At 72.1% G+C, this 21168-nt stretch carries 18 protein-coding genes; 7 read left to right on the top strand and 11 right to left on the bottom strand.

Annotation, left to right across the window (positions count from 1 at the left end):
- The 3 genes from zwf to tkt are packed head-to-tail and all read right to left on the bottom strand — an operon-like array spanning nt 1 to nt 4598.
- The gene (zwf, locus tag ACMTAK_RS12870; protein WP_413806347.1) at nt 1–1473 is read right to left on the bottom strand and encodes a glucose-6-phosphate dehydrogenase; all 1473 of its coding nucleotides are present in this window, start codon (nt 1471–1473) and stop codon (nt 1–3) included.
- Nucleotides 1470–2504: a phosphogluconate dehydrogenase (NAD(+)-dependent, decarboxylating) gene (gene gnd, locus ACMTAK_RS12875; RefSeq protein ID WP_413806348.1), complete on the bottom strand. Its 1035-nt coding sequence runs from the start codon at nt 2502–2504 to the stop codon at nt 1470–1472. The genes zwf and gnd overlap by 4 nt, the downstream gene beginning before the upstream one ends.
- 27 nt (nt 2505–2531) lie before the next feature.
- Nucleotides 2532–4598 (bottom strand): transketolase, encoded by a 2067-nt coding sequence (tkt, locus tag ACMTAK_RS12880; protein WP_413806349.1) that lies wholly within the window; start codon nt 4596–4598, stop codon nt 2532–2534.
- Nucleotides 4599–4863: 265 nt separating this feature from the next.
- Here tkt and ACMTAK_RS12885 point away from each other — a divergent pair, with 265 nt between their 5' ends.
- The 3 genes from ACMTAK_RS12885 (at nt 4864) to ACMTAK_RS12895 (ending at nt 7322) form a co-directional block, all read left to right on the top strand.
- Complete coding sequence (locus ACMTAK_RS12885) at nt 4864–5538, top strand: HAD family hydrolase (protein ID WP_413806350.1); 675 nt, start codon at nt 4864–4866, stop codon at nt 5536–5538.
- Nucleotides 5498–5656, top strand: coding sequence for a hypothetical protein (locus ACMTAK_RS12890; RefSeq protein ID WP_413806351.1), 159 nt, complete (start codon nt 5498–5500; stop codon nt 5654–5656). The genes ACMTAK_RS12885 and ACMTAK_RS12890 overlap by 41 nt, the downstream gene beginning before the upstream one ends.
- A 175-nt stretch (nt 5657–5831) precedes the next feature.
- On the top strand, nt 5832–7322 hold the full coding sequence (locus tag ACMTAK_RS12895; RefSeq protein ID WP_413806352.1) for a sensor histidine kinase: 1491 nt from the start codon (nt 5832–5834) through the stop codon (nt 7320–7322).
- A 10-nt stretch (nt 7323–7332) separates the two neighbouring features.
- On the opposite strand, the gene ACMTAK_RS12900 is transcribed toward ACMTAK_RS12895, so the two are convergent.
- Both ACMTAK_RS12900 and ACMTAK_RS12905 read right to left on the bottom strand, forming a co-directional pair.
- Complete coding sequence (locus ACMTAK_RS12900; RefSeq protein WP_413806353.1) at nt 7333–7893, bottom strand: NADPH-dependent FMN reductase; 561 nt, start codon at nt 7891–7893, stop codon at nt 7333–7335.
- Nucleotides 7894–8396: 503 nt separating this feature from the next.
- Nucleotides 8397–9278: a LysR family transcriptional regulator gene (locus tag ACMTAK_RS12905; protein WP_413806354.1), complete on the bottom strand. Its 882-nt coding sequence runs from the start codon at nt 9276–9278 to the stop codon at nt 8397–8399.
- A gap of 80 nt (nt 9279–9358) precedes the next feature.
- On the opposite strand from ACMTAK_RS12905, the gene ACMTAK_RS12910 reads away from it, so the two are divergent.
- From ACMTAK_RS12910 to ACMTAK_RS12920, 3 genes are all read left to right on the top strand, one after another.
- On the top strand, nt 9359–10342 hold the full coding sequence (locus ACMTAK_RS12910) for an EamA family transporter (protein ID WP_413806355.1): 984 nt from the start codon (nt 9359–9361) through the stop codon (nt 10340–10342).
- Entirely contained in the window at nt 10339–10971 is a 633-nt protein-coding gene (locus tag ACMTAK_RS12915) for an NAD(P)-dependent oxidoreductase (RefSeq protein ID WP_413806356.1), read from the top strand. The genes ACMTAK_RS12910 and ACMTAK_RS12915 overlap by 4 nt, the downstream gene beginning before the upstream one ends.
- Before the next feature lie 396 nt (nt 10972–11367).
- Complete coding sequence (locus ACMTAK_RS12920; protein WP_413806357.1) at nt 11368–12219, top strand: universal stress protein; 852 nt, start codon at nt 11368–11370, stop codon at nt 12217–12219.
- A 44-nt stretch (nt 12220–12263) separates the two neighbouring features.
- On the opposite strand, the gene ACMTAK_RS12925 is transcribed toward ACMTAK_RS12920, so the two are convergent.
- The 3 genes from ACMTAK_RS12925 to ACMTAK_RS12935 are packed head-to-tail and all read right to left on the bottom strand — an operon-like array spanning nt 12264 to nt 18373.
- Nucleotides 12264–13400, bottom strand: coding sequence for an enolase C-terminal domain-like protein (locus tag ACMTAK_RS12925; protein ID WP_413806358.1), 1137 nt, complete (start codon nt 13398–13400; stop codon nt 12264–12266).
- A 7-nt stretch (nt 13401–13407) separates the two neighbouring features.
- A complete protein-coding gene (locus ACMTAK_RS12930; protein ID WP_413806359.1) occupies nt 13408–16551 on the bottom strand; it encodes an FAD-binding and (Fe-S)-binding domain-containing protein in 3144 nt (1047 codons plus the stop codon).
- A gap of 19 nt (nt 16552–16570) precedes the next feature.
- Nucleotides 16571–18373, bottom strand: coding sequence for a thiamine pyrophosphate-requiring protein (locus ACMTAK_RS12935; protein ID WP_413806360.1), 1803 nt, complete (start codon nt 18371–18373; stop codon nt 16571–16573).
- Between the two features lie 176 nt (nt 18374–18549).
- Between ACMTAK_RS12935 and ACMTAK_RS12940 the strand changes: the two genes are divergently transcribed.
- Nucleotides 18550–18741, top strand: a complete 192-nt coding sequence (locus tag ACMTAK_RS12940; RefSeq protein WP_413806361.1) for a hypothetical protein — start codon at nt 18550–18552, stop codon at nt 18739–18741.
- Here ACMTAK_RS12940 and ACMTAK_RS12945 read toward each other — a convergent pair.
- From ACMTAK_RS12945 to ACMTAK_RS12955, 3 genes are read right to left on the bottom strand one after another with little or no spacing between them, the layout of a single operon-like run.
- Nucleotides 18718–19479, bottom strand: a complete 762-nt coding sequence (locus ACMTAK_RS12945; RefSeq protein ID WP_413806362.1) for a class I SAM-dependent methyltransferase — start codon at nt 19477–19479, stop codon at nt 18718–18720. The genes ACMTAK_RS12940 and ACMTAK_RS12945 overlap by 24 nt on opposite strands.
- Nucleotides 19476–20303, bottom strand: a complete 828-nt coding sequence (locus tag ACMTAK_RS12950; RefSeq protein ID WP_413806363.1) for a MerR family transcriptional regulator — start codon at nt 20301–20303, stop codon at nt 19476–19478. Before ACMTAK_RS12950 ends, ACMTAK_RS12945 begins: the two co-directional genes overlap by 4 nt.
- 23 nt (nt 20304–20326) lie before the next feature.
- Nucleotides 20327–21136, bottom strand: coding sequence for an alpha/beta fold hydrolase (locus ACMTAK_RS12955; protein WP_413806364.1), 810 nt, complete (start codon nt 21134–21136; stop codon nt 20327–20329).
- Nucleotides 21137–21168 lie beyond the last annotated feature (32 nt).

A 21168-nucleotide genomic window follows, 5' to 3' on the forward strand; every position in this document is an offset into this window, starting at 1 on the left:
TCATGTGCCGGTCCCGGGCGTGCCGAAGGTTCCGGGCAGGATCTCGGCGGCGTCCGGCAGATGCCACGGGTAGGGCGCGATCAGTTCGCTGAGGGCCGGTTCGGGGCCCCAGGAGCCGGGGGCGTAGGGCTGGACCGGCGGGGGGTTCTCCAGGAGGGGGGCCGACGCGGCCCAGATGTGTTCGATGCCGCCTGCCCGGGTGAACAGCGACTGGTCGCCCAGCATGGCGTCCAGGATGAGGCGTTCGTAGCCCTCGAGCCCGTTCTCCTCGCAGAACGACCCGGCGTAGCCGAAGGCCATCGTGGCCGGTTCGAGCCGCATCGCGGGGCCCGGCTCCTTGGTGAGGAAGCGGGCGGCGATCCACCCGGGGTCCCCGAAGTCGATCACGATCTTGTTGGCCCGGTTCTTCTCCTGGTCGGCGAGGTCGGCCGGGAACATCCGCAGGGGCGGCTCGCGCAGTCCGAGGGTGATCACCTGGCGGCCCTGTGCGAGGTTCTTGCCGGAGCGCAGATGGAACGGGACCCCGGCCCACCGCCAGTTGTCCACCTCCACCCGCAGCGCGGCGAACGTCTCGGTCGTCGAATCGGGGGCCACACCGGGTTCGTCGCGGTAGCCCTCGTACTGGCCGCGCACGACATCCCCGGGCCCGATGGGGCGCAGCGCCTCGAAGACCTTGTCCTTCTCGTCGCGCAACGGCTCGGCGGCGAGCGAGACCGGTGGTTCCATCGCCACGATGCCGAGCACCTGGATCAGATGGGTGACGATCATGTCCCGGAAGGCTCCGGTGCCCTCGTAGAAGTGGGCACGGCCCTCCAGGCCGAGCGTCTCCGGCACATCGATCTGCACATAACTGACGTGGTCCCGGTTCCAGTTGGGCTCGAACATGCCGTTGGCGAACCGGAGGGCGAGGATGTTGTCCACCGACTCCTTGCCGAGGAAGTGATCGATGCGGAAGACCCGGGATTCGTCGAAGACGGCGTTGATCCTCTCGTTGAGCGCCCGCGCCGACGCCAGATCGGTGCCGAAGGGCTTCTCCACGATCACCTTCGCGTTCTCGGCCAGGCCCGTGTCGCCGAGCATGCCGATGGTGGACGCGAACGCCGAGGGCGGAATGGCCAGGTGGAACAGTCTGCGGGACGGCCCGCCGAGGGAGTCCTCCGCCGCCCGTACGGCCGCGAGCAGCGGGCCGGGATCCTCGGCGTCGGCCGCGCCGAAGGACAGCGACTCCTCGAAGGACTTCCACACCGGTCCGGTCGGCTTGGACCGTCCGAAGGTGGCGACCGCGTCATGGGCGTGGGTGCGGAACGCGTCGTCGCTCATCGCGGACCGGGACGGGGCCGAACCCACGATGCGGTAGCCGTCGGGGAGGAGCCCCGCGGCGGCGAGGTGGAACAGCCCGGGGAGCAGCTTGCGCTTGGCGAGGTCGCCGGTGGCGCCGAAGAGCACGATCACATGGTCGTCCGGTGCCGTCATCGCCCGCTCCTCTTCTCGGCGTGTCCGCCGAACTCGCTGCGCATGGCGGACAGCACCCGGTCGGCGAACTCGCCGAGGCCCCGGGACTGGAAGCGGTCGGTGAGCGCCGTGGAGATCACGGCGGCGGGCACGCCCTCGTCGATCGCGGCTCGTACCGTCCAGCGCCCTTCGCCGGAGTCCGAGACACGCCCGGTGAACTCGTCCAGCTGCGGCGACCTGGCCAGCGCGTCGGCGGTGAGGTCGACGAGCCAGGAGCCCACGACCGAGCCGCGGCGCCACACCTCGGCCACCTCGCCTACGTCGATCTCGAAACGGTACGCCTCCGGCTCGCGCAGCGGGGTGGTCTCCGCGTCGGCGGCGCGCTTGCGCAGCCCGGCGTCCGCGTGGTCGATGATGCTGAGCCCCTCGGCGATCGCGGCCATCATGCCGTACTCGACCCCGTTGTGAACCATCTTCACGAAGTGGCCGGCTCCGCTGGGGCCGCAGTGGAGATAGCCTTCGGGCGCCGTTCCGTCGCCGTGTCTGCTCGGTGTCGGCTCGGCGGAGCCGGTGCCGGGAGCGATGGTGCGGAAGATGGGGTCGAGCCGGGCGACGGGCCCGTCCTCACCGCCGATCATCAGGCAGTAGCCGCGCTCAAGTCCCCAGACTCCGCCGGAGGTTCCGCAGTCCAGGTAGTGGATGCGGTGCGGGGCGAGCTGTGCCGCGCGGGTGATGTCGTCGCGGTAGTAGGAGTTGCCACCGTCGATGATGGCGTCGTCCGGGTCGAGGAGCTCGGTGAGCTGGTCGAGGGTGGGCTGTACGACGGCGGCGGGCAGCATGAGCCAGACGGCCCGTGGCCGTTCCAGATTCGCCACCAGGTCGCCGAGCGAGCGGGCGGCGACGGCGCCCTCGCCCTCCATTTCCTGAACGGCGCTTTCGTTGACGTCGTAGACCACACAGCGGTGGCCGTCGCGCATCAGCCGGCGCACGAGGTTCGCGCCCATCCGGCCGAGCCCGATCATGCCGAGCTGCATCGGGGTGTCGGTAGCCATGTGTTCTCCTGTCGCGTCATTGCCCGCTCAGCCCGGGGCCACCAGCTCGCGCGCCACCTGCGCGACGCGCTCGGGGGTGAATCCGAACTTCGTGAGCAGCTGTTTGAGGGGTGCGGAGGCGCCGAAGGTGTGCATTCCGATGACGGCCCCGTCCGCGCCGACGTACCGGTCCCAGCCGAACGTGGAGCCCTCCTCCACCGCGACCCTGCGCGTGACCGCGGGCGGCAGCACCTGGTCGCGGTACTCGCGCGGCTGACGGTCGAACAGCTCCCAGCACGGCATGCTCACCACGCGGGACGCGATGCCCTCGGCGGTGAGTTCCTCGTGTGCGGCCAGGGCCAGCGCCACCTCGGAGCCGGTGGCGAGCAGGATCACCTCGGGCTCGCCCCGGTCCGCGTCCGCCAGGACGTAGGCGCCCCAGGCGACACCGGTGGCCGCCCCGAGCCGGGTGCGGTCCAGGGTGGGCAGGGGCTGGCGGGAGAGGACCAGCGCGGCCGGCGCCCGGCGGAGGCCGGCGACCACCCGCCACGTTTCGGCGACCTCGTTCGCGTCGGCGGGGCGGAACACCAGCAGTCCGGGCGTGGCGCGCAGCCCGGCGAGCTGCTCGACGGGCTGGTGGGTGGGTCCGTCCTCGCCGACCCCGATGGAGTCGTGGGTGAAGACGTGCACGGTGGGGATCTCCATCAGCGCCGAGAGGCGAATGGCCGCCTTGGCGTAGTCGGAGAAGATCAGGAACCCGGACCAGTACGGACGGAGCTTCGTCAGCGCCATTCCATTGGCCACCGCGGCGGCCGCGTGCTCCCGGACGCCGAAGTGCAGATTGCGCCCGGCGTGGTCATACGGCTGGAAGTCGCCCGCACCGCCGAAGGTGAGGCGGGTCTTGGTCGACGGCGCCAGATCGGCGGACCCGCCGAGCACCCAGGGCACCGCCTTGGCCACCGCGTTCAGCACCTGGCCCGAGGAGTCGCGGCTTGCCAGGCCCTTCGGATCGGCCGCGAAGGTGGGCAGCGCGGTCTCCCAGCCGTCCGGCAGCTCACGGCGCTGGATCCGCTCCAACTCGTCGGCGAGCTCGGGATACGCGCCGCGGTAGGCGTCGAACGTCTTCTCCCAGTGGCTGCGCAGCTGGCCGCCGCGTGCGCCGATCCCCCGTGCGAACCAGTCGGGCACACCGTCGGGGATGTGGAAGTCGGCGTCGGGCGGCAGGCCGAGGGCGCGCTTGGTGGCCTTGACCCCCTCCGGCCCGAACGGCGACCCATGTGCCTTCGGTGAGTCCTCGACCGGCGAGCCGTAGCCGATGTGGCTGTGGACGAGGATCAGGGTCGGGCGCGCGGCCTCGGCGCGGAAGGAGTGGAAGGCGCGGCCGATCCGGCCGAGGTCGCCTGCGTCGGCCACGGTGGTCACGTTCCAGCCGTAGGCCAGGAAGCGGGCGGCGACGTCCTCGGTGAAGGTGATGTCGGTGTGGCCCTCGATGGTGACCCGGTTGGAGTCGTAGATCCAGCACAGGTTGGACAGCCGGAGGTGTCCGGCGAGCGAGGCCGCCTCGGAGGAGACGCCCTCCATCATGCAGCCGTCCCCGGCGAGCGCGTACACATCGAAGTCGAAGAGCGTGAAGTCGTCGCGGTTGTACCGCGCCGCCAGCCACTGCCCGGCGATCGCCATGCCGACGGAGGTGGCGACGCCCTGACCGAGCGGGCCGGTGGTCGTCTCGACGCCGCTGGTCCACCGGTACTCGGGGTGGCCGGGGCAGCGCGAGTCGAGCTGCCGGAAGGACTTCAGATCGTCGAGGGTCACCGCCGGACGGCCCAGCACCTCGTACTCCGGGTCGACCGTGCGCACGCCGGTCAGATGCAGCAGCGACCAGAGCAGGGCGGAGGCATGGCCCTCGGAGAGCACGAAGCGGTCGCGGTTCGGCCAGATGGGATCGGCCGGATCGAAGCGCAGAAACCGCTGCCACAGTGTGTACGCGACGGGCGCCATCGCCATGGGCGTTCCGGGGTGCCCCGAATTCGCCTTCTGGACCGCGTCCATGCACAGTCCGCGGATCGTGTTCACCGACAGCGTGTCCAGGTCGGTCATGGCGACGCCGCCCTCCATGCGCTCGATGGTTGTCTGCGAAGCCTCGCTGTTCCGCGGTGCTCGCCAGGGGGCCGTCGGCGGTCTCGACGCGTACGGTATGCGGATCGGTGAACCCGGCGGTCCCGGTGATCACCGAGACGGTGTCCATATCGTTCAGCCCGTCGTAGTCGCCACGCTGCCTCCGTCATTTCAACGGCACCACCAACACCGCGCCCCCGCAACTGGCCGCCTCCGGCGCCACCGCGCACCCTGGAAGCAGGCGGAACCGGAGGAGATGCGTGCGATGGCCGGACCGATAGCGGTGCTCTTCGACATCGACGAAACCCTGATCCACACCGGAGGGTCGGGAGCCCGGAGTTGGGCCTGGGCCTTCGAGCGGTTGCACGGGGTGGCCGCCGATATCGGAGAACACACCTCGGCCGGGGAGACGGATCCGCAGGTCGGCCGGGAGACGTTCCGGGCCGTGCTCGGCCGCGAGCCCAGTCACGATGAGATGGCCCGCCTGTACGCGGCGTATCTGTGGCATCTCTCGGAGGACATCCGGACCTCGGAGGGGTATCGCGTCATGGACGGTGTCGAAGACACCCTGCGGCGGATCACGGACGCGGGGATCATCCTCGGGCTCATCTCCGGCGCGATGGAGGGCGCGGCCCGGATCAAGATGGAACCGGGCAGGCTGGGCCGCTATTTCGTGTTCGGCGCCTACGGCTCGGACTCCCCGGACCGTGCGGAGATCACCCGCCTGGCGACGGCGAAGGCCGCCCGGCTGCACGGGCACGATCTGGGCCGCTCCGATGTCTACGTGGTCGGGGACACGCCTCGCGACATCGAGGCCGGGCACGCCGCGAACGCGACGGCGGTGGGGGTCGCGAGCGGCCACTACTCCGCGGCGGAACTGCGTGCCGCGGAGGCCGACCATGTGCTTACGTCGCTGGCCGAGCCGTTCCCGCACACATGACATCATCGCCACCGGGCGGAGCACCGACCGGCCGGCCGATCTGGCCGAGCGCGGCGTCCAGGTGCGGCGGGCCGACGTCACCGACGCCACCGGCCTCACCGGGGCTCTCGGCTCCTGACGGCGGGGCCACCGCGGCGGCGGCCGCCGGTGCCGCGCCGGTTCGGTGTGGAGACACCGGCCATGTCGATGCTTTGATCTGTTCCTCGGACGGACGCGTTCGACCGCCGCGGAACAGAGGTGTGCATGGCAGGCAACGACGGACTGCCCGGGGAAACGTCATCCGGGGAGGCGCCATGAGACTGTCCACCCGTATCGCGCTCGCGGTCGGCGTGAGCGTGCCGCTGCTGGTGCTGGCCTCCGGCTGGCTGCTGCTGCGTCTGGTCGGCGACGACCTGCGCGCACACCAGAACTCCCAGTTGCGCGCTCGCGCCACGGTCGTCGCCAAGAACGCCAAGGCCTTCCTCGAGGTCGCCGGGACCGACCGTCCGGTCATGGAGCAGGCCCGGCAGCGGCGGCTGGTCAACTCCGCGCGGGACGTGGGCATCCGGCTGACCGCGCCCGGGGGCACGATCTCGGCCGGGCCGCGGCCCGACCCGCTCCCCTCGCTGCCCCGCACCGCCCCGAAGCCGGTCACCGTGACCTCCGATGACACGGACTGGCTGGTCCTGTCGCTGCGTGTCGGTGCCGCGAAAGAGGGCACCACGCCGAATCTGTGGCTGTTCTCGCCGGACACCACCGAGGAGGAGCTGGCGCTGGTGCGCCAACGGGTCGTGTTCGGGGCGCTGGTGGCCGCGCCCCTGGCCGGGGCCACCACGTGGGCCATCGCGGCCCGTGCGGTGCTGCCGCTGCGGCGCTTGCAGCGCCGCACCAGCGGCCTGGACCCGAGGACCAGCGCCGTACGCCTGGAGCACACGCCGACCCGTATCGGCGAGGTCGACGACCTGGCGTACACGCTGCAGACCGTGCTCGCCCGCTACGACGAGCAGGTCGAACGCACCGGGGAGGCGCTGGCCACCGCCCGCGCGTTCGCCGCGACCGCGTCCCACGAGCTGCGTACCCCGCTGATGAGCATGCGCACCAACATCGACATCCTCGCCGACCACCCCGACCTGGACCCCGTGGACCGGGCGGAAGCACTCGACGACCTGGGCCGCGAACACACCCGGCTGCTGGGGCTGCTGGTGATGCTCAGGGCGCTCGCGCAGGGCGACCTGGTCGAGGCGGACGCGTTCACGTCGCTGGACCTCACGGAGGTGCTGGACGCGTCCGTCTCCGGCCTGCGGCGCACCCATCCGGATGCCGAGGTGTCCGTACGCACCACCCCGGGGCTGCTGGTGCACGGCTGGGAGGAGGGGCTGCGCTCGGCGGTGGACAACCTGCTGACCAACGCCTGGACCCATGGCCGCGCCACCGACGGCACGGCCCACATCGAGGTGACCCTGCGTCAATCCGGCGACCCGCGGCAGCCGCTCGCCGTGCTCACCGTGGACGACCACGGCCCCGGCATCCCACCCGAACGCCGCGAGGAGGTCTTCCAGCGCTTCCGGCGCGGCCCGGACAGCCCCGGCTCCGGCCTGGGCCTGACCCTGGTCGCCCAGCAGATCGCCCTGCACCGGGGCCGGATCACCGTACTGGACCGGCCCGACGGGCGCCCCGGCACACGCGTCGAGGTGCGGCTGCCGGTCACCGGCGTCCGGGACATGGAGAGCACTCTGCCGCTGCTCCGCCGGGACTGGCTGACCGGCCGCCACCCGCTGCCGACGAGGTCCGACACGCGGGTGTGAGGAGCGTTCGCTAGGCGGCGCGGACGGTGGCCATCGCGGTGCTCCAGATGACGACCTGGTCGAGCAGGGTGTTCACGGCCTCGGTCTGGTGCTCGGCGGGGTTGAACCTGCTGAAGTCCTCGAAGTCGGTGAACAGGGACAGCGAGACCTGTGCGCGCACATCGGCCACCTGTAGCTCGGCCATGATCAGGCGCAGGTGCTCGACCGCGCGGGTGCCACCGGCGCTGCCGTAGCCGACGAAGCCGGCGGCCTTGTTGTTCCACTCGGCGTACAGGAAGTCGATGGCGTTCTTCAGGGCGCCGGAGGTGGAGTGGTTGTACTCGGGGGTGATGAACACATAGCCGTCGAAGGAGGCGATCTTCTCCGCCCAGGTCCTGGTGTGCGGCTGTGAGTACTGGCCCAGCGACGGCGGGACCGCCTCGTCCAGGAGGGGGAGCCGGTAGTCGGCGATGTCGACGAGCTCGTACTCCGCGTCGGTGCGCCGCCGGGCGATGTCGAAGACCCACTGGGCGACGGCTTCGCCGTTGCGGCCGGGACGGGTGCTGCCGAGGATGATGGCGATCTTGGGCATCTGCGTAGTCCTTTCCGTCCCGTGGCGCGTTCCCCGGAGTCGGGCCCGTAATTCGTCCGGTTGGACCGCTGTCCCCCATCGCCCGCCCCCACGCGCGACATCGGCGGGTGGGGGCGGGACGGGAGCGTATTCCGCCGGGCGTGCCGAGGGTGACGATCGGGCATGTGGCACGGGCGGCGGAGGTGTCGACCGCGACGGTGTCCAACGTGCGGGGCGGCACCGGCCGGGTCTCGGAGGCGAGGCGGGGCCCGGGTGAGGGCGGTGGCCGGTGCGCTCGGTTACGGCCCGGTGGGGAGCGGCGGGCGCACCCTGGGGCTCGCGGTGACCACTCATGGCGACGGCCTACCGGCGGTGGTGTTCGCGGGCCGGTGTGCGGCCGTGTGTGGTCCCGTTCACCGCCGCCGGTGGTGAACGGGACTCGTCTGGTGGTTCGTTCGTCCTCGACGTGCCGATCCCCCCGGCGGGCATCGTGAGGGCGGGGTGGCCCGGCCCCGTCGCATGCGTCAGGATTCCGTGGGCGTGATGTCCAGCGCCGTGAGGAAGGCGGTCGCCGCCGGTGTGCGGCTGAAGCGGCTCCAGATGACGTACTCGACGCGGGCCGGTGCGTCGGCGACCTCGACGGTGACGACGCCCGCGAGATGAGGCGCGTAGGCGGTGGGAAGCATCGCCACGCCGAGTCCCGGGCCGACGAGCCGGGCGATGAAGTCCGCACTGGTCACTTCGAAGGCCACGTCACGGGTGAGCCCGGCGGCCTCGAAGGCCAGGTCGGACTGGGCGCGTCCGGCGGTCCCCGCCGGGAGGTCCACGAACACCTCGGAGGAGAGCCTGCGCAGGTCGACCTGTGATTCCCCGGCGAGGGGATGGTCCGGCGCGACCACGGCGACGAGCCGGTCACGCGCGAGTTCATGGGCGTCGACACCTTGCGGGCGGGCGGTGGTCGGCAGGCCGAGGAACGCCACGTCGAGGGCGCCTTCCTTCACCTGCTCGACGAGGTCGTCGCTGGCGCCCACCCGCAGGCTGACGCGCACACGCGGATACCGCTCGTGGAAGTCGCGCAGCGCGCCCGGGATGTCGACCGCGGTGACGGTGGGGATCAGGCCCACGGCGAGCCGTCCGCGTACCTCCCCGACGGCCGCGGCGACCTCGGCGGCCGCGCGCTCGGCGGCGTCCAGGCACTGGCGGGCGGCGGGGAGGAAGGCCGCGCCGGCCGGTGTCAGCCGCACCCGGCGGCTGGTGCGCTCGAAGAGTCTCGCACCCAACTCCCTTTCCAGGCGGGCGATTTGGTGGCTGAGGGCGGACTGGACGACCAGACACCGCTCCGCGGCGCGGGTGAAGCTGTTCGTCTCGGCGACGGCGACGACGTACCGCATCTGCTGAAGCTCCATGGATCCATCGTGGATCGAGATCGATGAGGTGACAAACATGTGTTGGACTCATCAATGGCGCCGGGACGAGACTTCGAGGCATGACACGGCACACCACAGAAGTGGTTTCCGGCGGGGCCGGCGGTGTCCGCCACGGAAACCTGCCACGCACCGCGTGGACGGCGCTCGCGCCCTCGGTGTGGGGCACGACGTATGTCGTCACCACCGAACTGCTCCCCGAGGGACATCCGCTCTTCGCGGGGTTCCTGCGCGCGTTGCCCGCCGGCCTGATCGCGCTGGCCCTCACCCGGACGCTGCCGCGCGGCGCCTGGTGGGGGAAGGCCGCGGCACTCGGCGTGCTGAACATCGGGCTCTTCCTCCCGCTGCTGTTCGTCGCGGCCGAACGCCTGCCGGGTGGCGTGGCCGCCACCTTGGCGGCGGCCCAGCCGCTGGTCGTGGCCGTCCTGGCCGTCACCGTGCTCCATGAGCGCCTTTCGCCGTGGCGCCTCCTGTGGGGTGTGACGGGCGTCGTCGGCGTCGGTCTTGTGGTGATCGGGCCGAACGCGGCGCTCGACGCCGTCGGGGTCGTGGCGGGCCTCGCGGGCGCCGTCACGATGGCGCTCGGCGTGACGCTCACCAAGCGCTGGGGGCGCCCCGCCGGGGTCGGTGCCACCACCTTCGCCGGGTGGCAACTCACCGCGGGAGGGCTCTTCCTGCTGCCCCTCACCTTCCTCGTCGAGGGGGCACCTCCCGCGGTCGACCTGCCCGCCGCGCTCGGCTACCTCTGGCTGGGGCTGGTCGGCGGTCTGATCACCTACGCCCTGTGGTTCCAGGGCATCACCAGCCTGCCCGTGGCCTCGGTCGCGGTCCTCGCCCTGCTCTCACCGCTGGTGGCCGCCGTTCTCGGCGCCATCGTGCTCGACCAGACGCTCGGCCCGATCCAGCTCGTGGGATTCGCGCTCTCGCTCGCCGCGATCGTCGCGGGACAGCTTCCGCCGCGTACCCGCACCCGCACCCGCACCCGCCCCCGGACGCCCGAACAGGACTCCGTCTCCACCCCCGCCCCGGAAGGGACACCTCGATGAAGATCGCCGTTGTCGGAGCCGCCGGAATGGTCGGCTCGCGTGTCGTCGACGAAGCCGTGAGCCGGGGCCATGACCTCGTCGCGGTGTTCCACAAGGAGCCGACGGCCGCCCCGCCGCCCGGAGTGATCGCCGTGCGGGGCGACGCCGACGACCCCGACCACATGAGCCGGCTCTTCACCGGCACCGACGCGATCGTGGCCGCGACCCGCCCCGCCCCCGGTCACGAGGACACCGCCGTCAGGACCACGACGGCGCTGCTCACCGCCGCCGAGACGGCCCGGACACGCATGCTCGTCATCGGCGGCGCCGCGCCCCTGCGGAACCCGGACCACCCCGACCGGCTCGTCCTGGACAGCCCGGAGTACGTCCCGGAGCCCTTCCGCGCCATCGCCGCCACCAGCGCCGCGCAGCTGGACGTCTGCCGGGCCCACTCGGCGGACTGGGTCTATCTCAGCCCACCCGCCCTCCTCGAGCCCGGCCACCGCACCGGAAAGTACCGGCGCGGCACCACGACCCTCATCACCACCGCCGACGGCACGTCCCGCGTCTCGGCGGAAGACCTCGCCGTGGCGGTCCTCGACGAACTGGAGAACCCCGGCGAGGACACGCACTTCACCGTCGGCTACTAGGTGTCCGACGGTACGCGTACGCCTGCGGCGGGCTGTTCCCCTCCCCGCCCCTTCCCACAACTGGGGCTCCGCCCCTTAACCCCGGGATCCAGGGGCACAGCCCCGCCACGCCGGGCATCCCGTAGCGGGCCTGACGCCGTCCACTGTGACACCGCCGGTGAGCGGTGTCCGGGCGGAACGCCCTCGGCCGGGGGCCGGATGGCCCCGTGGTGGGCCGTGTGGCCGGGAGAGGGAGCCATGAGGCTCATTCGGCGGCGCGGGCGAGCTGGCAGGCTCGGTGGAGGAGGCTGGTGGCACTGTTCTCGGAGAGCGATGTCACCGCCGCGCCGGTCGTGGGCGGTTCGGGACGCCCGATCGGTGTGGTGTGGACCAGGGAACCCGACGGGAGGCACTGCCATGGAACAAGTGGTCACCGTTGGTCTCGACGGCTCGGCCGAGAGCCTGACCGCCGCGCACTGGGCCGCCGACGAGGCGGAGCGGCGTGAGCTGGCGCTGCGCCTGACGCACGCCTGGATCCTGCTGGGCCCCCGCACGCCCGACACCCCCGCGGCGGACGACCAGAACTACTGGGCGAAGCGGATCGTGCACGACGCGCACACCGAGCTGGCCCGTGACCATCCGAAGCTGACCATCATCGAGGACCTGGTGGCGGACGAGCCCGAGACGGCCCTGCTCGACGCGGCGGCGCACTCCCGCATGCTGGTGCTCGGATCGCGGGGGCTGGACCGGGTGGCCAGCTTCTTCCTCGGTGACATCGGGCTGCACACCATCGCCCGCGCGGAGCGGCCGGTGGTGCTGATGCGCGCGGGGCGGGGAGCACGTGAACGCCCGGGGCGTGTGGTCGTGGGCCTGAGCCTGCACGGTCCGCAGGACAACCTCCTGGAGTTCGCCTACGTCACCGCGTTCACCCGCGATGTGCCACTGCACGCCGTCCACGGCCGAAAACCCGACCGGGCCCACGCCGCCACCGGGGGCGATGACATGGCCCGGGACACCATGGAGCGGGCGCGGCGGGAGCTGGACGAGGTGCTGCGGCCGTGGCGGGAGAAGTTCCCCCGGGTGCGGGTCGTCGACGAGGTCCGGCTGGAGAGCCCGGCCCGCGCCGTCGTCCAGGCCGCGGCCGACAGCGATCTGCTGATGGTCGGACGGCGGAAACACCCGCCCGCGCTGGGGCCCCGCCTGGGGCCCGTGGTGCAGGCGGCGGTGCACCACGCGAGCTGTCCGGTGGCCGTCGTTCCCCATGAGTGAGCGCGCTCGACTGAGTGCGTGCGCTCGGCGTCTCGCCGTACGGCTCAGGCCACACGGTACGGCCGGGCCCGTTCGCTGTTCAGCGTGAGCCCCAGTCCGGGCGCTCCGTCATGGCCCGGGGTGAGGCCGCCGCCGTCGGGCGCGAGGACGCCGTCGAACAGAAGGCGCTCGATGCGTACATGGTCGTGGAACCACTCCAGGTGGCGCAGGTTGGGCACGGACGCGGCGGCGTGGGCGTGGGCGTGTGGGGCGCAGTGGCCGGAGATCTCGAGGCCCTGGCCGTGGGCGAGGGCGGCGGCGCGCAGCCAGACGGTGATGCCGCCGCAGCGGGTGACGTCGGCCTGGAGGCAGTCCACGGCACCGGCGGCGAGCATATGTGCGAAGTAGGGCAGGGTGTAGCCGTATTCACCGGCCGTGACCTCCATCGGGACCCGGTCGCGGACGGTGGCGAGCGTGGTGAGGTGGTCGGAGGAGACGGGTTCCTCGAACCAGGTCACCCCGTGGTCGGCGAGCGTGTCGGCCATGCGTACGGCCTGTTTGGCGGCGTAGCCGCCGTTGGCGTCCACGTACAGGTCGGTGGTGTCGCCGATGCTCGCACGGGCCTCGGCGACGCGTTCCTGGTCGCGGTCCTCGCACCGCCCCCAGGACTCGCCGATTTTGATTTTGACGCGGGGGATGCCCTCTTCCTCGGTCCAGCCGCGCAGCTGACGGTCCTGGTGCTCGGCGTCGTACGTGGTGAAGCCGCCGCTGCCGTATACGGGCACCTCGTCCCGCGCCCTGCCCAGGAGGTCGACGAGGGGCAGGTCGAGCAGGCGGGCCTTGCAGTCCCACAGGGCGATGTCCACGGCGGCGATGGCCTGTGCGGCCACGCCGGGCAGTCCGGCGTTGCGCACGGCGCGGTGCATGGCCTCGTTCGCGCGTGGCACATCGAGGGCCGGGGTGCCGGTGACCACGTCCGCGAGCAGATCGTCGACGACCAGGGCCGTGGCGGCGGGGGCGTAGGTGTAGCCCAGTCCGGTGACCCGGCCGCACCGGACGGTGGCGAGGACGAGGGTGGTGCTGTCCCAGCCGAGGGTGGCGTCGGCCTCGGGGGCGTCGGTGGGCACCGTGTAGACGGCGCTGTCCACCCCGTCCACGACGCGCTCGCCCGCGCCTCCGGCCACGACGCGATCCGTGACCACCGTGCGGTCACCTTCCCCCGCGGCGCGTGCGCCGCGAGGCGGCGCGGCCGACCCCCGCCGCGGCCCCGGCCACGGCCGTCGCCGTGAGGGCGGCGGCACCGGCGGTGGTCGCCCAGCGGGCCGTGCGCGAGGGCGGGTCCGCACGCTGTGCCAGGCGTTCGGGCCGCTCGCTGGGCAGGGTGGTGTCGAGGCCCAGGGCCAGCGCCTCGGCCAGGTGGAGGGCCCCGCGGCCGGTGTCGCCCTGCTCGATCTGGGTGCGGCAGCTGAAGCCGTCCGCGAGCAGCAGGCTGCCGGGCGCGGCCGCCCGCACGGCGGGCAGCACGCCCTGTTCCGCGATGGCCATCGAGACCTCGTGGTGGCCGCGTTCGAAGCCGAAGTTCCCGGCCAGGCCGCAGCAGCCCTCGTCCAGGACGTCGGTGACGAGATGGGCGCGCCGCATCAGTTCGCGGTCCGCGTCGTCCTTCATGATGGCGTGCTGGTGGCAGTGGGTCTGGACGACGGCCTGCCGGCTGAGCGCGGGTGGCCGCCAGCCGTCGGGGGCGTGGTGGACGAGGTGTTCGGCGAAGGTGCGGAACTGCCCGGCCAGCCGCTCCACGTCCTGGTCGGCGGGCATCAGTTCGGGCGCGTCGGCCCGGAACACCGCGGTGCAGGAGGGTTCGAGGCCGATGACCGGGGTGCCCGCCTCGAGGTAGGGCCGCAGCACCCGCAGCGTACGCCGCAACACGCGCTTCGCCGTGGCCAGTTGCCCGGTGGAGATCCAGGTCAGACCGCAGCACACGGGCTCGGTCGGTACGGCGACCCGGAAGCCGGCGTCCTCCAGCACCCGGACGGCCGAGATGGTGACCGAGGGGTGGAAGTAGGTGCTGAAGGTGTCGGGCCACACCACCACGGTCCGCGGGTCGGCCGGGTCCGGCTCCTCGGTGGCGCGGGCGCGCCACCACTGGAGGAAGGACCGCGGTGCGAACACCGGCGCCTGGCGCGCGCCTTCCACCCCGGCCAGCCGCTTGCCGAGACCGGCCACCCCCGGCGCCCGGGCCACGGTGTTGACCAGCGAGGGCGCGATACGGGAGAGCCGGGCCCACACCGGCAGCCAGCCCATGGAGTAGTGCGCCGCCGGGCGCGGGCGGCCCGCGTAGTGGTGGGCGAGGAACTCGGCCTTGAGCGTCGCCATGTCGACACCGGTCGGGCAGTCGGACTTGCAGCCCTTGCACGCCAGGCACAGGTCCAGGGCGTCCCGGACCTCGGTCGAGCGCCAGCCGTCGGTGACGGCGGAGTCCGCGTGGCCGCCGAGCATCTCGAACAGCAGCCGGGCCCGGCCGCGGGTGGAGTGCTCCTCCTCATTGGTGGCCCGGTACGACGGGCACATCACGGCGCCGTGGTGGCTTCGGCAGTTGCCGATGCCGACACAGCGCATGACCGCGCGGGTGAAGGAGTGCTCGTCGTCGGGGTAGCCGAAGTGGGTGTCGGGGGTGGCCGGCCGCCACCCCGGGCCCAGGCGCAGCTGACCGTCGACCGGATTCGGGCCGGTGACGGTGCCAGGGCCGGTGACGGTGCCCGCACCGGTGACCGTGCCAGGGCCGGTGACCTTCGCGGGATTCGGACCGGTGACCTTGCCGGGGTTCATCCGGTTCTCCGGGTCGAACACCGCCTTCACCTCGCCGAACGCGCTCACCAGGCGCTCGCCGAACATGCGGGTGAGCAGTTCGCCCCGCGCCTGCCCGTCCCCGTGCTCGCCGGACAGCGAGCCGCCGTACGAGACCACCAGGTCGGCGGCGCGTTCCAGGAAGCGGCGGAAGTCGGCCACACCGTCGGCGGTCTCCATCCCGAACGGGATGCGGGTGTGCACACAGCCCTGCCCGAAGTGGCCGTACAGCGACGGATGGTCGTAGCCGAACTCCGCGAACAGGTCCTTGAGATCGCGCAGATAGTCCCCCAGGCGCTCGGGCGGGACGGCGGAGTCCTCCCAGCCCTCCCAGGTCTCCCGGTCGTCCGGCGGGCGCGCGGTCACCCCGAGGCCCGCCTCGCGGGCCTTGAGCATCCGCTGCTCGCGCCGGGGGTCGTCGGAGAAGGCCACCGTGGCGTCCTTCTCGTCCCGCCCCACCGAGCGCAGCAGCGCGTGCGCCTGCTCGTCGACGTCCTCCTGGGTGTCCCCGCTGAACTGCACCATCAGCCAACTTCCGCCCTCGGGGAGCGAGTTGAGCGACTCGAGATACGCGTGCTCCTCCCGCATCAGCTGGGCCATCCGCCCGTCGAGGGCCTCCAGTTCGCTGGGTGTGCAGTGCTCCAGGAGCCGCGGCACATCGTCGGCGGCGGTGCAGATGTCGCCGTAGCCGAGCACCAGCAGCGACTGGTACGGGGGCACCGGCACCAGGTCCACTTCGGCGCGCACCACCGTCACCAGGGTGCCCTCGCTGCCCACCAGGGCCCGGGCCACGTCGAAGCCGTTCTCCGGCAGCAGCGAGTCCAGGTTGTAGCCGGAGACCCGGCGCGGGATCTTCGGGTAGCCGCGCCGGATGTCCGCGAGGTACTCGCCGACGACGCGGTCCAGCCCGTCGTAGATCTCGGCCCGGCGGCCGCCCTCCGCCGCGATCCGGGCCCGCTCGGCCTTGGACGTCGGCCCCACCCACATGCGCACGCCGTCGTAGGTGAGGACCTCCAGGCGGCGCACGTTGTCCACGGTCTTGCCGTACGCCTGTGCCGAGGCGCCGCACGAGTTGTTGCCGATCATGCCGCCCAGCGCGCACTGGCTGTGCGTGGACGGCTTGGGCCCGAACTGTAGCTTGTAGTCGGCCAGTTGGCGGTTGAGCTCGTCCAGTACCAGCCCCGGCTCCACCACACAGGTGCGCGCCTCGGGATCCACCGAGACCAGGGCGTGGCAGTACTTGCTCCAGTCGATCACCACGGCGGTGTTCGTGGACTGACCGGCCAGGCTGGTCCCGCCACCCCGCGACAGGACGGGCGCGCCGAAGCGGGCGCACACCTCCACCGCCCGCGCCCCGGCCTCCACGTCGCGCGGGACGACGACGCCGATGGGCACCTGGCGGTAGTTGGAGCCGTCCGTGGCGTACGCGCCCCGGCTGCCCGCGTCAAACCTGATCTCGGCGTCCACCTCCGCACGCAGTGCCCCCTCGAGCCCGCTCGCAGTATGCATGCCGCGCCTCCCCCTTCCGTCAGGAGTGTCCGCGTCCCGGCAGGCGCTCGGCGTACTGGGCGACCTTCTGCCGGATGCCCCGGTGGGTGATCCCGGCCAGCTCGGGGTCGTGCAGAGCGGCCTTCACGGTCTTCTTCGCCATGGGGACCATGAGATGGGGCGGGATCGGTGCGATCTCCTGGTCGACCATGAACTCCAGGACGACCGGGCGGCCACTGGCCAGCGCCTCGTCCCAGGCCCTGCCGACCTTCTTCGGGGAATCGCAGCGGATCCCCCGCAGCCCCAGCAGCTCGGCGTACGCCCCGTAGGGGATGTCGGGGATGACCTGGGAGGCGGGGTATTTCGGGTCCCCGGCCATGGCGCGCTGCTCCCAGGTGACCTGGTTCAGATCCTGGTTGTTGAAGACGCAGAACACGAGCGGCGGGCCGCCCGCCAGCCGGTCCAGATAGCGCTTGACGGTGATCATCTCGTTCATGCCGTTCATCTGGAAGGCGCCGTCTCCCACGAAGGCGATCACCGGGCGGGTGGGATGCGCGAAGCGCGCCGCGATCGCGTACGGCACTCCGGGGCCCATGGTGGCCAGCGTCCCGGACAGCGAGGCGTCCATTCCGTCGCGCAGCTTCAGATGGCGCGCCCACCAGTTGGTGGCCGATCCGGAGTCGGCGGTGAGGATCGCCCGGTCCGGCAGCCGCGAGGAGAGCTCGGCGGCCACCGACTGGGGGTTGATGGTGTCCCCGAAGTGCTGGCCGGCCCAGGTGTCGCAGATGGTGAGCCACTCCCGCACATCCTTCTCGACCTTCTTCCGCCAGGTCCGCTTCTCCTTGCGCCGCAGCAGCGGGAGGAGCGCCTTGAGGGTCTCCTTCGCATCGCCCACCAGATGTGCGTCCATGGGGTAGCGCATACCGATCATGCGGCCGTCGATGTCGATCTCGACGCCGCGCGCCTGCCCCTCGTCCGGCAGCCACTCGGCGTACGGAAAGCTGGTGCCGATCAGGAAGAGGGTGTCGCACTCCTTGATCATCTTGTCGCTGGCGGTGCTGCCCAGCAGACCGATCGGCCCGGTCACATAGGGCAGGTCGTCGGGGAGGACGTCCCGGCCCAGCAGCGCCTTGGCCACTCCGGCACCCAGCAGCTCCGCCACTCCGACGACCTCGCCCGCGGCATCGGCCGCGCCCTGGCCGATGAGGATGGCGACCCTCTCGCCCTCGTTGAGGACATCGGCGGCGCGGCGCAGCTCATCGGGGTCGGGAAGGACGCGGGGACGGCTCCAGCCCACGCTGGAGAACACCGATCCGTGTGCTTTGGGCGGGGAGGGCTGGGCGTCCTCCTCCTGGATGTCGTTGGGGATCACGATCGTCGCCACGCCGCGGGTGGTCAGCGCGGTCTTGAAGGCGCGGTCGATGACATGCCGTGCCTGGCCCGGGTGGGTGACCATCTCGCAGTACTCGGAGACGTCGTCGAACAGCCGGTCCAGATGGATTTCCTGCTGGTAGTGCGAGCCCAGGCTGAGCCGCTTCTGCTGGCCCACGATGGCGACCACCGGCTGGTGGTCCAGCTTGGCGTCGTACAGACCGTTGAGCAGGTGGACGGCGCCCGGCCCCGAGGTGGCGGCGCAGACTCCGACCTCGCCGGTGAACTTGGCGTGGCCGCAGGCCATGAACGCGGCCATCTCCTCGTGCCGGACCTGGATGAACTCGGGGTCCCCCTTGGCCCGGTCGAACGCCCCGAGCAGACCGTTGATCCCGTCCCCCGGATAGCCGAAGACCCGGGCCACCCCCCACTCCCGCAGCCGAGCCAGCACGAAATCCGAAACCTGAGCCACGGCGCCTCCTCGGTAGTGCCGCATGAAGCACCTCCTAGGAGTAGCCGTCGAACGGGCCGGTAAACGTGGCGCGCATGGGGCACGGCCGGCCGGGGCACCCGGCCGCCGGTCGGCAGCACCTACGCATGCGGCGGCCCGGCCGGGAACGCGGCGGCCCGCCGAGGGAGGACACGGTCATGAGCGGCGAGAAGAAGGGCGCCCGGACGGCGGCCGAGGAGATCGAGGCGGAGATCACCGAGGCCGAGACACAGGTGACCGACGACGAGGAGGACAGCCGTTACGGCGAGTCGGGGGACGCCATCACGCCCAACGTCGACGCCCAGGAGGAGAGCCGGGGCGAGGGCTCAGGGGCGGGCGGCCACCAGTAGGTCCACCAGATAGGTCTCCTCCACCCGCTCGTCCGGGAAGAGCTCGCGCAGCCGACCGCGCTCGTCCGCGAGAAACGCCCGGGTGCCGGCCTCGCCGAGGACGAGGAACGCCGAGTGGCTGGTGATGTTGGCCAGGTGGGTGTCGAGGGAGACAACGCGGCTCCAGCGCACATGGCGGCGGGTGACGCGGAGACCGGAGAGGCCCGCGAGCCGGGCGGCGCGGGTGTCGTCCGAACCCACCTGGGGGGTCGACGTCACACCGGAGTGGGCCGCGACGCGCTCGGCCTGGGCGGCGATCCACGGCACGTCGAAGGCGGTGGTGTTCCACCAGACCGCCAGGGCGCCACCCGGGCGCAGCACGCGCAGCGCCTCCGGAACGGACCGGTCGGTGTCGGTCCAGTGCCAGGACTGCGCATACGTGATCAGGTCGCGGGAGGCGTCGGCGAGGGGCAGGGCGTTGCCGTCGCCCCGGACGATCGGCGCGTCCGGAAGCGTCCGGCGGAACTGGGCCGCCATGCCCGCGCCCGGCTCGACGGCGATCACATCGGCGCCGCGCTCGCGCAGGACGGCGGTGGCGATTCCGGTGCCCGCACCGACGTCGGCGACGCGGGCACCCGCGAGGGGACGTCCGGCGAGCTCCTCTACGGCGTCGAAGAGGGCGGGCGGGTAGGAGGGGCGGTTCGCGCCGTACTGGGCGGCGGCCGCGTTGAACGAATGGGCGCGCGAGGTGGCGGTCATCCGTCCATCCTCACCCGTTCGGCCCCTTCTGCCGAGCCCCCGTGTTCCGGCCGCCCCCGGCCGACGCGCCCGACCTTGGTCCAGCCGGTCCAGCCCCGCTGTCTCAGCAGCTCGATCAGCCGGCGGGCCGACGGCATGGTCTCGAACGCGTGGGTGTCCATCACCCTGACCAGCGGTGACTCGATCTCGGCGTCGTCGATGTAGTCCTCGCCCCGCTCCTCGGCCAGCGCCGTGAGGTAGGCGGCCAGCTCATCGGCCGGCCCGTCCAGCCGGGGATCGTCGTCGGCGCGGTCGAGCGCCTGGCCCAGGGTGCGGTAGAAGCCGATGAACCTCGGGTCGGCGATCTGCTCCCGCTTGCGCGCCATCCACTCCGGGACCCGCTCGGGTGCGTGCGCGGCCAGCGGGATCCAGCCGTCGCGCTCCGCCTGGACGATCCGTTCGTCGACCCCGAGCGCCCGCAGCCGGTCGAGAAACTCCACCACCTCCGGGGGCAGCGCCAGGCTGTCCCCGGCGGCCAGGCGGGCGATCCGCGCGCGGTGCCGCCGCCGCTCCCGGATCTCCGCCCGCAGCCGCTGGTCGATCTCCGCGACCGCCGCGGCGAACTCCTCCTCACCGGCCCCGAGCAGCTCCCGTACGCGCGCCAGCGGAACCCCGGCCTCGGCGAGGGTCCGGATCCTGATCAGCTCGACGACGGCGTCGGCGCCGTACCGCCGATAGCCGGAGTGGTCCCGCTCCGGCTCGGGCAGCAGCCCCTTGGCGTGGTAGTGCCGCACCGCGCGCACCGTCACTCCGGCGTACGACGCCAGCTCGCCGATGGTCAGCATCGGACCAGTCTCCTGGAAGTCGCCTATGAAGCCACCTCGTCGGCCGGGTGGCGCCGGATGATCTCCGCGATCTCCCGGGCGTGGGTGAAGACCAGCCGGTGGCCGGTGTCGAGCCAGGTCGCGGAGGTGTCAGGCCGTTCGCGCACAAGCCGGTCGATGCCCGCGCGCCAGAGCCGGTTGTGCCGGGGGGCACGTCCTTCGGTGCTGTCGCCCGCGATCGCGGCCGACATGACCATGTGGATCGGGCGGTCGATCTTCCGGTACCGGTCGAGGATTCCGGCCCGCACCATATCCATCTCCACCTGCAGATCGAGGATGTCCTGCGGGCCGAGCAACACCTGCCGGGCGGTGCCCCTGGCCCGCTCGATCTCCCGCCACATGGCCGGATCCTCCGCCATCGCGCGGAACTCCGGCAGGTCGGCGTCGGTGATGAACGGTTCGGGCAGCGGGTTCGCCCCGTCGATGAGGACCAGCCCGGCGACGGCGTCAGGGCACTCGGAGGCGTAGTGCACGGCCAGGTCCGCGCCCAGCGAGTAGCCCACGAGCACGGGCGGCGAGGGCAGGCCGAGGCACCCCGGCTCCGCCAGCACGGCGAAGAGATCGCCCCGAAACGCGTCGAAGGAGTACCGGTCGGCGGCCGTCGCGCGGCCATGGCCCCGGAGGTCGAAGGTCACCACGTCGTGGTCGCGCCGCAGGAGCTCGATCAGCTCGTGCAGATCGGCCTGGGTGGAGTTGAGTCCGGGGCACAGAACCAGCGGTCGTCCCCGGCCGCCACGGGACACCGGGATCGTGACGCCGTCGTGGTGGACCGTGAAGTGCTGCGTCGTCGTCATGCCGACCATGCTGCGAGGTTGCCCCTGCGTCA

Source organism: Streptomyces lacaronensis, assembly GCF_047337785.1.
In the GTDB taxonomy this organism is placed as follows: Bacteria; Actinomycetota; Actinomycetes; order Streptomycetales; family Streptomycetaceae; genus Streptomyces; species Streptomyces lycopersici.